The organism is Streptomyces sp. NBC_00259, assembly GCF_036181745.1.
In the GTDB taxonomy this organism is placed as follows: domain Bacteria; phylum Actinomycetota; class Actinomycetes; order Streptomycetales; family Streptomycetaceae; genus Streptomyces; species Streptomyces pratisoli.
Window position 1 is genome coordinate 6,448,632 of record NZ_CP108080.1, and the last position, 13,285, is coordinate 6,461,916.

The 13,285-nt window shown below is 71.7% G+C and carries 11 protein-coding genes and 1 pseudogene; 5 read left to right on the forward strand and 7 right to left on the reverse strand.

Features of this window, described 5'->3' with window-relative positions; translation table 11 throughout:
• Window positions 1-86 precede the first annotated feature (86 nt).
• Both OG766_RS28935 and OG766_RS28940 read right to left on the reverse strand, forming a co-directional pair.
• Window positions 87-1,808 (reverse strand): MOSC and FAD-binding oxidoreductase domain-containing protein, encoded by a 1,722-nt coding sequence (locus OG766_RS28935; RefSeq protein ID WP_328726543.1) that lies wholly within the window; start codon window positions 1,806-1,808, stop codon window positions 87-89.
• A 129-nt stretch (window positions 1,809-1,937) separates the two neighbouring features.
• On the reverse strand, window positions 1,938-2,450 hold the full coding sequence (locus OG766_RS28940; RefSeq protein WP_266387233.1) for a CGNR zinc finger domain-containing protein: 513 nt from the start codon (window positions 2,448-2,450) through the stop codon (window positions 1,938-1,940).
• A gap of 258 nt (window positions 2,451-2,708) precedes the next feature.
• Here OG766_RS28940 and OG766_RS28945 point away from each other — a divergent pair.
• From OG766_RS28945 to OG766_RS28955, 3 genes and pseudogenes are all read left to right on the forward strand, one after another.
• Window positions 2,709-3,599: pseudogene (locus tag OG766_RS28945) on the forward strand (alpha/beta fold hydrolase).
• Window positions 3,600-3,688: 89 nt separating this feature from the next.
• On the forward strand, window positions 3,689-4,609 hold the full coding sequence (locus tag OG766_RS28950) for an SDR family NAD(P)-dependent oxidoreductase (RefSeq protein ID WP_328726544.1): 921 nt from the start codon (window positions 3,689-3,691) through the stop codon (window positions 4,607-4,609).
• A gap of 42 nt (window positions 4,610-4,651) precedes the next feature.
• The gene (locus tag OG766_RS28955) at window positions 4,652-5,329 is read left to right on the forward strand and encodes an NAD-dependent epimerase/dehydratase family protein (RefSeq protein ID WP_328726545.1); all 678 of its coding nucleotides are present in this window, start codon (window positions 4,652-4,654) and stop codon (window positions 5,327-5,329) included.
• Between the two features lie 50 nt (window positions 5,330-5,379).
• Here OG766_RS28955 and OG766_RS28960 read toward each other — a convergent pair whose 3' ends face one another.
• The 4 genes from OG766_RS28960 to OG766_RS28975 all read right to left on the reverse strand — a co-directional run bounded on the left by OG766_RS28960 (window position 5,380) and on the right by OG766_RS28975 (window position 10,367).
• Window positions 5,380-7,446, reverse strand: coding sequence for an iron ABC transporter permease (locus OG766_RS28960; protein WP_328726546.1), 2,067 nt, complete (start codon window positions 7,444-7,446; stop codon window positions 5,380-5,382).
• Between the two features lie 5 nt (window positions 7,447-7,451).
• Window positions 7,452-8,426 carry an iron-siderophore ABC transporter substrate-binding protein gene (locus OG766_RS28965; protein WP_328726547.1) on the reverse strand — a complete coding sequence of 325 codons (975 nt, stop codon included), beginning with the start codon at window positions 8,424-8,426 and terminating at the stop codon, window positions 7,452-7,454.
• Window positions 8,423-9,283, reverse strand: coding sequence for an ABC transporter ATP-binding protein (locus tag OG766_RS28970; protein ID WP_328726548.1), 861 nt, complete (start codon window positions 9,281-9,283; stop codon window positions 8,423-8,425). Before OG766_RS28970 ends, OG766_RS28965 begins: the two co-directional genes overlap by 4 nt.
• A 163-nt stretch (window positions 9,284-9,446) precedes the next feature.
• Window positions 9,447-10,367 carry a cobalamin-binding protein gene (locus tag OG766_RS28975; RefSeq protein WP_266387216.1) on the reverse strand — a complete coding sequence of 307 codons (921 nt, stop codon included), beginning with the start codon at window positions 10,365-10,367 and terminating at the stop codon, window positions 9,447-9,449.
• Here OG766_RS28975 and OG766_RS28980 point away from each other — a divergent pair.
• Together OG766_RS28980 and OG766_RS28985 are read left to right on the forward strand one after the other, a co-directional pair.
• Window positions 10,330-11,652 carry a short-chain fatty acyl-CoA regulator family protein gene (locus OG766_RS28980; protein ID WP_443045559.1) on the forward strand — a complete coding sequence of 441 codons (1,323 nt, stop codon included), beginning with the start codon at window positions 10,330-10,332 and terminating at the stop codon, window positions 11,650-11,652. The genes OG766_RS28975 and OG766_RS28980 overlap by 38 nt on opposite strands.
• Window positions 11,653-11,778: 126 nt before the next feature.
• The gene (locus tag OG766_RS28985; RefSeq protein WP_266387211.1) at window positions 11,779-12,261 is read left to right on the forward strand and encodes a peroxiredoxin; all 483 of its coding nucleotides are present in this window, start codon (window positions 11,779-11,781) and stop codon (window positions 12,259-12,261) included.
• 9 nt (window positions 12,262-12,270) lie between these two features.
• Here the strand turns inward: OG766_RS28985 and OG766_RS28990 are convergent, their stop codons facing one another.
• Window positions 12,271-13,209, reverse strand: a complete 939-nt coding sequence (locus OG766_RS28990; protein WP_266387209.1) for a hypothetical protein — start codon at window positions 13,207-13,209, stop codon at window positions 12,271-12,273.
• Window positions 13,210-13,285 lie beyond the last annotated feature (76 nt).

Consider the following 13,285-nt stretch of genomic DNA (forward strand, 5'->3'; position numbering starts at 1 on the left):
CTCAGGGACGGCTCAGGGGCGCCTCAGGGACGGGGTGCGCACGCCCACGCTCTCCCGCCGGCGCTCGGGAGACCGGTCGGCCCCGGCTACAGGTCCAGGACGACGTCGGTGGCCGGCCGGCTGCAGCAGATCAGAACGGAGCCGGCCTCGGGGGCTTCCAGCGGCTCGGTGGTGTAGGTGGTGTCACCTGTGACGAGCGAGGTGACGCAGGTGTGACAGACACCCGTACGGCACGACCAGCGCGTGGGGATGTCGCAGGACTCCGCCAGGTCGAGGAGCGTGGCACGGGCCGGTGACCAGGGGGTGGTGATGCCGCTGCGGGCGAAGGTGACCAGGGGGCCGGTCCCCGGGGGGCCGGGTGGCTGATGCGGCCGGATCTCGGCGGTCGGCGCGACGCCGGGATTGACGGCGGACGGAGCGCCGAACAGTTCCGTGTGGATCCGCTCGGGCCGAAGGCCGTGAGCGCGCAGATGGCCGCCGAGGTCCTCCATGAACGCGCGAGGCCCGCACAGATAGGCGTCGGCGTCGACGGGAATCCCCAGCTCCGCCGGCGACCGGGCGGTCAGGCGGCCCCGTACGACGTGGAGGCCGCCGGTGTGCGGGGCGGGTTCACCGCCCGCGGTGTAGCAGGTGTGCTCATGGGCGTCGGGGAGTTGCTCCAGGAGTGCGTGGGCCTCGGCGGCGAAGGCGTGATGGGCGCGGTCGTGGGCCGTGTGGATCCACCACACCGGGCGTGGGTCTCGTAGAGCGGCGAGCCGGTGGAGCATCGCCAGCACGGGGGTGGCGCCGATCCCCGCGGAGAAGAGGGCGACGGGGCCGGTCCCCTCGTCGAGTACGAAGGTTCCGCGGGGGCTTGCGATGTCCACGAGATCCCCCTGGCGCAGGCGCGTGTGGAGGTAGCCGCTGACCTGCCCGTGGGGCTCGCGCTTGACGCTGATGCGGTAGCTGCCGGCCCCCGGTGCGCAGGACAGGGAGTAACTGCGCACCGCGGGGGCGCCGTCCCCGGTGAGCAGGCGGATGGACAGGTACTGGCCGGCGCGCGCTTCGGGAAGCGGTGTGCCGTCGGTGGTGTCGAGGTGGAACGACGTGACGGTGGGGGTCTCGGGCACGATGCGCGCGACGCGCAACGCCCTGAAGCCCGGCCACCCCGGTTCCCGTCCGGGCCGCCCGGCGTCCGCCAGTTCACGGAAGGACTCCTGCCAACCGGGGCTCAGGGCGGGGATGTTCAGCGCTCTGCGCAGCGTGGCGGGGTCGCGGTGCGGGAGGTAGAGCAGTGCGTCGATGTCGGCGACGCTGAGGTGTTCCGGGCCCTTGCGGACGAGGGTGATCTCGTCGCCGGCTTGTACGTGTCCCTCGGTGATGACGCGCAGATAGAAGCCGGGGCGGTGGTGGGCCACCAGAAGGGATGCCATGGCGGGCTCGCCCAGGCGCATGCCGACGCGGTAGCAGGTGACGCGAGGCTGGGTGACCTCGAACTCGGCTTCGCCGATGCGGTAGCGGTCACCGATGCACACCTCGTCGTCGGGCAGGCCGTCGACGGTGAAGTTCTCGCCGAAGATCCCGAAGGTCAGATCGTCGCGGCCGAGGTGCTGTTGCCAGTGCCGGTAGGACTGCAGCTGGTAGACGAGGACGGCGCGCATCTCGCCGCCGTGCCCGGCCAGGTCTCCCTGGCCGTCGCCGTCGATGTTCAGCCGCCGCACCATCCGGGGGCCGCGCACGGGTGCCTTCCACGCACCGGTGTGGACGGTCCTCCCTTGCCAGGGGACGTCCTTCGGCATGCCTGCGTTGAGAGACAGCAGCGTCGCCATTGCGGTTCTCCTGCGTGGGTGACCGGCCGGAAGAGCCCCTCATGGCGCTGTGATCCGCGCTGCGCCCGATACTAGTCCGCGGTCCTCATGCCCGGCATACCGGGAGATTCCCGGCGTACGTCCAGGCGGCTACGCGGTCGCGCCGTCGCGGGTGCGCTGGTAGTGGCGCCTGGCCTTCATCCTGTTGCCGCACACGGCCATGGAGCACCAGCGGCCCTTGTTGGTCCTGCTCCGGTCGAGGAGGAAGCGCCGGCACTCGGGGTTGCCGCACGGTCGCAGCCGCCCGGGTGCCGTCTCCTGCAGCATGCCCCAGGCCAGCACCGCCTCCACCGCCGTCCGGCGCTCCTCGGGGGCCTCCAGTCGCCAGGACACCCCCGCCTCGGAGACCTCGGGGCGGGAGGTGACGCCGGTGAGGAACGGGGCCAGTGACTCCGCCGGCCGGCTGCCGCGCACCACGTCCTGCAGCGCGTCGCGCACCTGCAGAAGGTGCCTGCGCTCTTCCGCGGTGCCGCTGCCGCCGTGCTCCTGCTGCCAGGCCCTCGCCGCTTCCGGGTCCTCCAGCAGGTCCTGGACGACCCCGCGGACCACCGGTGTCGTGTTGAGGAGTTCCACGAGCGCGTCCTGCTGCTCACGATCGGTCACGGTGACACCTCCTAACCGTATTGACTCGCTTGACAGGTTACGTGATGCGGGTTGCGCGGGGCCTCGACCGGGGCTGCTGCGGTGGCCGACGGCCGTCGGCGGACGGAGGCTTGAGCGGGGCGGCCGGTTCCGGACGGGGTGGGGTGGCGGCCCCTCGGGCCGCGGTCGATTCTAATCGATCAAATCGTCTTGACAGGTTACAGCAGCCGGGCTTCACTGGACCTATAACCACTGAAACTCACGAGAGGGGTTATAGAGATGCTTTCCGCAGTCCACCACCGCACCGCCACCGTCGACGGCCTGGAGGTCTTCTACCGGGAGGCCGGCGACCCCCAGGCACCCGTCGTGGTGCTGCTCCACGGGTTCCCGACCAGCTCGCACATGTTCCGCCGGCTGATCCCGGCTCTCGCCGACCGGTACCACGTCATCGCGCCCGACCACATCGGGTTCGGCCAGTCGGCGATGCCCAGCCTCCAGGACTTCCCGTACACCTTCGACGCGCTCACCCAGGTCACCTCCGGCCTGCTCCGGCAGCTGGGCGTCGACCGGTTCGCGATGTACGTGCACGACTACGGCGCCCCCATCGGCTGGCGGCTGGCGCTGTAGGACCCCGACCGCGTCGCCGCGATCATCACCCAGAACGGCAACGCCTACACCGAAGGCTTCGTCAAGCCGTTCTGGGACGGCGTCTTCGCCTACACGCAGGCGCCCGGGCCCGAGACCGAAGCCCCGATGCGCGCCGCCCTGACCGCCGAGGTCACCCGCTGGCAGTACGTGAACGGAGTCGCCGACCACACCCTGGTCAGCCCCGACAACTGGGTTCACGACCAGGCGCTGCTGGACCGGCCGGGCAACGACGAGATCCAGCTCAGGCTCTTCCGCGACTACCCGACCAACGTGGACCTCTACCCGCGGGTGCACCAGTACTTCCGGGACTCCCAGGTCCCTCTGCTGGCGGTCTGGGGCGCCAACGACGAGATCTTCGGCCCCGCGGGCGCGGAGGCGTTCGGCCAGGACCTGCCGGACGCCGAGATGCACCTCCTCGAGTCCGGGCACTTCGCCCTGGAGAGCCACCTCGAACCCATCACCGAGTACATCCGCGACTTCCTCGGACGCGTCCTCGTCCGACCGGACCGGCGCCCCGCCTGAGCGGACCGGCGCCCCGCCTGACCGGGGCGGGGCCTCGCGGTCTCGATGTTGGCGTTGACATCATTGTTGGCGATGGCTACATTGGGGCCATGGCGAAGACCAAGTGGAACACCTCCGACATTCCCGACCAGGGCGGTCGTACCGCGGTGATCACGGGAGCCAACACCGGCCTCGGCTTCGAGACCGCCGCGGCGCTCGCCGAGCGCGGTGCGCATGTGGTCCTCGCGGTGCGCAACACGGACAAGGGCCGTGAGGCCGCCGCCCGGATCGCCGCCAGGACCCCGCGGGCCGCCGTCACCGTCCAGCGGCTCGACCTGAGTTCGCTCGACTCGATCCGTACCGCCGCCGCCGAGCTGCGTGCCCGCCACGACCGCATCGACCTGCTGATCAACAACGCGGGCGTGATGTGGACGCCGAAGTCCACCACCGCGGACGGGTTCGAGCTGCAGCTGGGCACCAATCACCTCGGCCACTTCGCGCTCACCGGCCTGCTGCTCGACCACATGCTCACCGTCCCCGGCTCGCGCGTCGTCACCGTCAGCAGCGAGGCCCACCGGCTGCGTGCCTCGATCGACTTCGACGACCTCCAGTCCGAACGCGGCTACAGCAGGACCGGCGCGTACGGACAGTCCAAGCTGGCCAATCTGCTGTTCGCCTACGAGCTCCAGCGCCGCCTGGCCGGCAAGCACGCCACCATCTCCCTGGCGGCCCACCCCGGCGGCGCGGGCACCGAACTGGCACGCAACTCCAGCCCGCCGGTGCGCGTGCTGTTCGAGAGGGTCGTCGTCCCCCTCTTCGCCCAGGACGCCTCGGCCGGCGCACTCCCGACGCTGCGGGCCGCGACCGACCCGCGGGCGAGCGGCGCGCAGTTCTACGGGCCGGACGGGATCACCGGCATGCGCGGCCACCCCGAGGTCGTCACGTCGAGCAAGAAGTCCCACAACACCGAGGACCAGCGCCGGCTCTGGTCCGTCTCCGAGCAACTGACCGGCGTCGTCCACCCGGTCTGACCGGCCGGCACATCCGAAGCGAAACGAAAGGGCCACGAACCGATGAAGGTGATTCTGCTCGGTGCGACCGGCATGGTCGGCCAAGGCGCTCTGCGCGAGTGCCTGCGCGACGAGCGGGTGAGCGACGTGCTCGTGATCGGGCGTACGGAGCTCGGCGTGGAGCACGCGAAACTGCGGCAGATCGTCGCCCCGGACCTGGCGGAGCTGATGACCCGCACGGACGTCGTGAACGCACTGTCCGGGTACGACGCCTGCTTCTTCTGCCTCGGCGTCTCCTCCGCGGGCATGACCGAGGAGGCCTACCGCCGCATCACCTACGACCTGACCCTGACGGTGGCCCGCGCCCTGTCCGGCCGCAACCCCGGCCTCAGGTTCGTGTACGTGTCCGGGCAGGGCACGGACAGCACCGAACAGGGCCGCAGCATGTGGGCCCGGGTCAAGGGCAGGACCGAGAACCGCCTGCTCGAACTCCCCATGGACACCTACCTGTTCCGCCCGGGGTACATCCAGCCGATGCACGGCGTCAGGTCGAGGACCCGCCTGTACCGCGCCCTCTACACGGTGGCCGCACCCCTGTACCCGCTCCTCAGGAGACTCGCGCCGAACCAGGTCACGACCACCGAGACCCTCGGACGCGCGATGATCGCCGTCACCGCGGCCGGCGCACCCCGGCCCCACCTCGGCACCCGGGAGATCAACGCCGCCGCGGCCGGCGGCTGATCCGCGCCGCGGCCCGAAGCCGACCCGCGACCGGGACGTTCGCAGGTCACCTACCGGCGGCTGCGTACGAGCAGATGGAGGAAGTACGGCGTGCCGATCACCGCGGTCATCAGGCCGGCGCCGAGCTGGGCCGGCGCGATGACGGTCCGGCCGATCAGGTCCGCGGTGCAGACGAGCAGGGCGCCGAGGAGCACCGCGACCGGCACCACGCGGTTGTGCCGGCGGCCCACCAGGGCCCGGGCCGCGTGCGGTGCCACGAGCCCCACGAAGCCGATCGTCCCGGCGGCCGCCACGGCGGTGGCGCTGAGCAGGACGCTGAGCACGAGGAAGCCGAGGCGTCCCCGTGCCGGATCCAGCCCGAGGAGCCTCGGGGTGTCCTCGTCCAGTGACACGAGGTCGAGTTCGGTGCGCCGCAGGACCGCGAGGAACAGGCCCACGGCGAGCACCGCGGCCAGAGGGGCCACGTCGGGCAGGGTCCGCCCGTAGGTGGAGCCCGACAGCCAGGTGAGGGCCTTCGTCGCGTTGAACGGGTCGGTGAGGACGATCAGCAGGCTGATCAGCGCCGCCGTTCCGGTGGCGACGCCGAACCCGACGAGGACGAGCCGGTTCTGCTGGTATCCGCCCCGCGCGGCGAGTCCGAAGACGAGTACGGAACTGACCGCGGCGCCGGCGAACGCCGCACCGGCCACGCTCCATGACCCGGCCACCGGCACCGTCGTCACGAGGAGCACGGCGCCGAGCGCGGCCCCGCCGGAGACACCCAGGACGCCTGGTTCCGCGAGCGGATTGCGGGTCACGGCCTGGACGAGCGTTCCGGCCAGGGCGAGTGCCGCGCCCGCGAGGAGCGCCGCGAGGACCCGGGGCACCCGGGTGTCGAGGACGAACTGGACGGTACGACCCGCCCGGCCCTGGGCCCAGTTCACCACGTCGCCCAGCAGCAGCTTGCTGTCGCCCAGCAGCACGGCGGCGATCGTGACACCGACGAGCACCGCCACCAGAACGGCGGTCGTGGTGAGGAAGACGGCCCGGCTCCTGATGCGCAGCCGGTCGGAGGCGTCGGCGCCTGCGGTGCTCCGGACGCGGGTGGCCGTCACGACCAGGAACACGGCACCGACGAGGCTGGTGGCGACGCCCGTCGGCACGGCGACCGCCACGTCGGCGGGTACGAGGACGCGCAGGAGCACGTCCGAGCCGAGCACGAGCACCGCACCGGCCAGGCCCGCGGCCGGCACGGCCGTACGCGAGCGGGAGTACGCGCGGAACCTGCGGCCGAGCGGGCGGACCAGGGCGGGGGCGCACAGGCCGACGAAGCCGATCGGTCCGGCGAGCGTGACGGCCGCCGCGGAGAGCAGCGCCGCGAGCACGACCACCGTGACACGGGTGGCACGGACGGGGACGCCGAGGCCGCGGGCCGCGTCGTCGCCGAGGGCCAGGGCGTCGATCCGGCGGGCGACGAGCAGCAGCCCGACGAGGCCGACGAGGGCGATCGGCGCCATCTGCAGCACGCCGTCGAAGCCGTTCTGGGAGATGCTGCCCTGGTTCCACCGGTAGAGGCCCTCGGTCTGCCGGGGGAACAGCAGAAGCAGGCTCTCGGTGACGGCGGTGAGGCCGAGGGCGAGGGCACTGCCGGCCAGCACGAGCCGTACGGTGCCCGCGCCCAGGCCCGACAGCCCGAGCACGACGGCCGCCGCCGCGAGGCCGCCGGCGAAGGCGACGCCGGAGGAGGCGAACAGCGGCAGCGAGACACCGGTGACCGCGACCAGTCCGAGGGCCAGGTAGGAACCCGCGTTCACCGCGAGGGTGTCGGGCGAGGCGAGCACGTTGCGGCTCACCGCCTGCAGGGCGGCGCCCGCCATGCCGAGCACGGCCCCGACGAGCAGTCCGGCGGTCATCCTCGGCAGCCTGGAGGCGATGATGACGGAGGCGTCGTCCGGGTCGGCGCGTCCGGTGAGCGCCTTCCAGACCTCGGGCGCGCCGACGGCGGCCGTGCCCTGCGTGATGTCGACGACCGCGAGGACCGTGAGGAGGAGGACCAGTGCGGCCGTCACCGCGGCCGCGCCCGTCCGGGACGTGACCGCCGACGGACGGGTGGCGGGGGTGGAAGCGGTGACGGCCATGGGTGTTACTTCGTCAGCGCGGCGACGACGGAGTCGACGTACTTGTTCATCGACTCGGGTCCGCCGAACATCCAGATGCCGTCGGGCAGCCGGTGGACGTTGCCCTTCTTCACGAACGGCAGCGACGTCCACACCTTGTCCTTGGCCAGGACACCGGCGAACGGCGTGCTGGCCTTGTCGCCGTCGCTGCCGATGTAGGCGAACTGCACGTCGCCGAGCTTGGTGAGGCCCTCGACGTCGGTGGCGGCGAGGCCGTAGCTCGGGTCGCCCTTGACGGTCCAGGCGTTCTTCAGACCGATCTTCTCGTTGACGGCGCCGATGAGCGAGCCGCTCGTGTACGGCCTGATCGAGACCTGGTTGGAGACGACGTAACCGTCGGCGAAGGCGTACTTCGTGTTGGTGAGACCGGCGTCGACGAGGGCCTTGGCGCCCTCGGCGAGCTTCGCCTCGAAGTCCTTCTTGAGCTTGCCGGCCTGCTCCGTGGTGCCGGTGGCCTGCGCGATCAGGTCGAGGTTCTCGGTCATCTGCCCGATCGGGTCGGCGGCGTCGGCGGCCCGCACCTCCAACACCGGGGCGACCTTGCGCAGCTGCTTCACGGCGGCCGGCGGCAGGTCGCTGGTGGCGACGATGAGATCCGGCTTCAGGGACGCGATGGTGTCCATGCTCGGCTCGCCCCGGGTGCCGATGTCCTTGGGCTCGTTCTTCAACGGGACCGCGGTGTCCCAGGTCGTGTAGCCCTTGACGTCGGCCACGCCGACAGGGTCGACGCCCAGCGATATCAGGCTCTCGACGACGTTCCACTCGGTGCCGATGACCTTCTTGGCGGGTCCGTCGAGCTTCACCTTCGCGCCGGAGGCGTCGGTGAGCGTGATGGCCTCGGCGGTCTTCTTGGCGTCGTCGGCGGCGGGCTCGGTGGTCCCGCAGGCGGTCAGGGAGAGCGCCGCGGCGGTGGCGGCGGCGGTGAGGAGGAGGCGTCTCATGAGGTGGTGCTGAGCCTTTCGCTTCGCGTGTGGTGTCGGCCGATCGCGCGGGTGCGCAGCCGGCCCGTGAGGGGATCGGTGTCGACTTCGATGCGGATGCCGTACGTGTCGGTCAGCCGCCGCGCCTCGAGTACGTCCTCGGGAAGGCCGTCGGCGATGATCCGGCCCTCGTGGAGCAGCACGATCCTGTCGGCGACGGCCGCGGCCTGGTCGAGGTCGTGCAGGACGGCGCCGACGGCGATGCCGTGATCGTCCGCCAGGTCGCGGACGAGGTCGAGGAGTTCGATCTGGTAGCGCAGGTCGAGGTAGGTCGTCGGCTCGTCGAGGAGCAGTACGCCGGTTTCCTGGGCGAGGCAGCCGGCGAGCCATACGCGCTGGAGCTGTCCTCCGGAGAGATGCTCGGCGCCTCGTTCGGCGAGTTCCGCGACGCCGGTCATGGCGAGCGCGCGGTCCACCGCGGCCCGGCCACCCGGGTCCGCCCTGCCCCAGCGGCCCCGGTACGGGTAGCGGCCGAACTCCACGACGTCCCGTACGGTCAGCCCGCCGGGGGTGGGCCGTCCCTGGGTCAGCAGGGCGACGTGTCGTGAGAACTCACGGGGGCTCAGGGTGAGGCCGTCGGTGTCGGCGTCGATGACGAGGGTGGCGGTCCTGGGCCGCTGTAGGCGCGCGATCGTGCGCAGCAGCGTCGACTTCCCGCTGCCGTTCGGACCCACCAGGACGGTCACTTCCCCGGGCCGCAGCGTCAACGACGCGTCGTGCACGACATCGACACCGTCGTACGCCACGGTGACCCCCGTGGCGGACAGTTCATGACCGCGGGGAGTCAGGGCCGCGGACGTCTCTTCACCGACATTCACGGAGCGAAGGTTAGCCTAACCTTATGGCGATCCACGACAGAGGGTGGAGATTCAGACACAAGATGAAAACCGGCCAGAGTTTGCGCCATGGATCGTCCGGGTGTCCGTGCGTCCGTCGCCTCCCTGCCCGTGAACCGCACCGGCGCCCGGAAGGCGAACGTGGTCAGGCGTCGGCCAGCCGCCGTGCCTCGCCGGGGGTGACCGCAGCGCCCGTCCCCTCGTCGTGCAGGACATGCGCCAGGACCTCCGCGCCCCGCACCACGCGCGGCCCCGGACGGTTGAAGTAGGCCGGCCCGTCGAGAACCCAGACCGCGCCGCGCCGTACCGCAGGCAGCTCCTCCCAGCCGGGCAGCCGCGTCAGCAACTCCCGTTCCTGGAAGGTACGGTCCGGGCTGAAGCCGCACGGCAGGACGAGCAGGACATCGGGCCGGGCCGCCACGACGGCCTCCCACGTCATCGGCTTGGTGTGTTCACCCGGCGCGGCGAGGAGCGGCTGCCCTCCGGCGCAGGCGATCTGCTCGGGGACCCAGTGTCCGGCGGGCCAGAGCGGGGCCAGCCACTCGATGGCCACCACCCGGGGCCGCGGCAGTCCCGCCGTGCGTTCGCGAACCGCCGCCAGCCGGACGGTGAGTTCCGCGTGGCGCCGCCGTGCGACCTCCTCCACGCCCAGCAGCGCCCCGACACGCAGCAGACAGTCGAGCACGTCGTCCAGCGTCTTCGGTTCCAGGCTGAGTACGCGTGCATCCGCGTCCAGGACCCGTACGGCCCGGGACACCCCCGTGTACGAGACGGCGCACACGTCGCACAGGTCCTGGGTGAGGATCACATCGGGCGCCAGGGACGCCAGCCTGTCGGTGTCGAGCGCGTAGAGCGAGGACCCTGAGTGCCGCGCGCCGCCCACCGCGTCGGAGATCTCGCGGCTGCTCATCCTGTCCGCCGAGAACCCCGCGGACGTGACCACCGGCACGGACGCGACGGCTTCCGGCGGCCAGTCGCATTCATGGGTCCGCCCCACGAGGTCTCCCGCGAGCCCGAGCTCGGCGACGATGTCCGTGGCGGCGGGGAGCAGCGAGACGATGCGCATGCGCCAGACCCTATGCCCGGCCGTGCTCCTCAGGCTCACCGAGAGCTTCGGCGTCGACCCGGGCTTCTTCTCCGAACGCGACACGACCCGGCTGGTGGCGGATCTCCGCGAGGCGCTGACGGGCGAGATCGCCGAGTCCCGGGTGTCGCCGGCCGACATCGCCGAACTGGCCTCGCGGATGCCGGCGGTCGCCCAGGTCCTGCTGGACCTGGGCCGCCGCAACCAACTCCTGTCGGAGCGGCTCGCCGGAGCCGCCGACGGCCGCGACACCACGCAGGAGGCGCCCCGCTCACCCCACGAGGAGATCCGGGAGTTCTTCTACCGCCGCCAGAACTACCTCCACGACACCGACCTCGCGGCCGAGCGCCTGTCCGAGGAGATCGGCATCCGCCCCGGCGACGTCGTACGCGCCCTCACCTCACGGCTCGCCGACGCCCACGGCATCCGCCTCACCGCCGAAAGCGGCGACCACCTTCACCACTACGACGAGCCGACCCGCACCCTGCACCTCTCCACCCGCCTGCGCCCCGGACAGCGCGCCTTCCGCATGGCCACCCAGCTCGCCCTCCTCGAGTACGGCGACGAACTGGACCGCCAGGCGGCCGAGGACTTCCGCGCCGGCACGCCCACCCACGCCCTGGCCCGCATCGGCATCGCCAACTACTTCGCCGCCGCGCTGATCCTCCCGTACCGGAGCTTCCACGCCGCGGCCGAAGAGGTGCGCTACGACATCGAACGCCTCACCGACCGCTACGGCCTCGGCTACGAAACCGTCTGCCACCGCCTCAGCACACTTCAGCGGCCCCGGCTGCGCGGTGTGCCGTTCAGCTTCGTGCGCGTCGACCGCGCCGGCAACATGTCCAAACGCCAGTCCGCGACCGGCTTCCACTTCTCCCGCGCGGGCGGCACCTGCCCGCTGTGGAACGTCTACGAGGCGTTCGCCGCGCCCGGCCGCATCCATGTCCAGATCGCCGAAATGCCCGACGGCCGGCGCTACTTGTGGACCGCCCGCGCCGTCACCCGCCACCGGGGCGGCTGGGGCGAGCCCGGCAAGACCTTCGCCATCGGCCTCGGCTGCGAGATCCGCCACGCCCACCGGCTGGTGTACTCCGACGGGCTCGACCTCGACCGCGGCTCCGCCGCCACACCCATCGGCATGGGCTGCCGCGTCTGCGAACGCCTCGACTGCCCCCAGCGCGCCGCGCCACCGCTCGGCCGGCCGCTGCGGATCGACCAGAACAGCAGCACCTTCGTCCCGTATCCGGTGCGGCCCGCCATGCCGTGAGGGGAGAGGGACCGACGGCGTTCGGTGGTGAGGGAAGCCACTGGCGGGGGCCTCCCTCGGGGCGGGAGGGAGCAGTGGTGTACACCAAGGTGCGGTAAGCCATCGAGAGCGCGACGGGAGTGGGCCATGGGAACCGGACCTGCGGTGGGCGAGGCGGTAGGTGACTTCGTCCTCAAAGGCGGAGTCCTGGTGGGGGAGTCCTTCGAGCGGGGCGAGTTCGCCCTGCGCGAGCAGCGGGGGAAGCCTGTGGTCCTGGCCTTCTATCCCGGTGATGACACCAGCGTGTGCACGAAGCAACTGTGCTCGTACTCCAGCGGCCTGGAGGTGTTCGCCGATCTGGGCGCCCTCGTCTGGGGCATCAGCCCGCAGGGCGTCGACAGCCACGAGGCCTTCGCCCGCAAGCACGGTCTCCGCATGCCGCTGCTCGCCGACACGGACCGGGCGGTGGCACGGTCGTTCGGCATCGCGGCTCCGGGCATCGGGCTACGGCGCGCGATCTTCCTCGTTGCCCCGGACGGGACACTGCACTGGAAGCACGTCTCCTTGCTCGGAGCGACCTTCCAGAGCATCGCGACACTCTCCGAGCAGCTGAACACCATGCCCCGCTGACCTGTGCCGTCACCGGCGCGGGCCGCGGTGTGCCGTGCGGTGCGCCGTGCGGTGCGGTCCGCGACGGGCGGGGGCATAGGGCGACGGCTCCCAGAGCAGGCGTACGCCGGTGGCACGGGCGATGGCGCGCAGGTGGGGGCCCGTGTTGCCGACGTACCAGATCGGCCGGTCCGCGTGCGGCCACGCGTAGGACGGCACACCGTCGTCCAGCAGGGCGCCGAGCCGCGGCTGCTCCAGGGCCATGGCGGAGAACTCGTAGAGCTCGGGCAGACGTGGGGCGATCACGCCGTAGTCGAGCATCCGCGCGAGGGGGTGCTCGTCGAGGACGGTCTCCTCGACGGGCGCGGACACCGGGTACTCAGGGGGGAAGGACCGGCCCAGGTCGAGGTACATCCTGACGGCCCGGTGGCGGGGGTCGGCCATCAGAGGGCCGAGTGCGGCCAGCGGGCCGAGCGCGAGTCGTGGCCGCACCAGCATCGCGTGGGTGAACAGGACGCGGAGCAGCGCGACGTTCATCATGAATCGCTCCACCTGCAGCTCGGCGGCGGCCAGATCCTCGTGCTGCAGATAGCCGGCGACGATGCTGGCGTTGTGCGCGCGGTACCAGCGGCCGGGCTCGGGCCTGTGGATGAAGTCCACCCAGTACTCGACGCTTCGGGCACCGGCCGTGCCGGTGGATCCGGTGGACAGCAGATGGGCCTCGGTCTTGTCCCGCAGGAGCCGTTCGTTGACGGCGCGCCACCAGGGACTGCCCGGTGGGTCGGCCGTCTCCGGCGCGAGTACGCCGCGCCCGAGCGACCAGCGCATGAAACTCAGCTCGGCATGGCCGTACCGGCGACGGGGTCCGGTGGCGAGCCGGTAGAACGTCCGGGCCAGCGCGTAGCGGCCGGCCGGATGGTCCCGCACACCCGCGACCCGCTGCTCCGCGCGTGAGGCCGCGTCAGCCATGACTGCTCGATCGGCTCGGCATCATGCGGTGACCTCGAGGATCTCGGGACGGGTACTGCGCCAGGCGTCGTGAGTC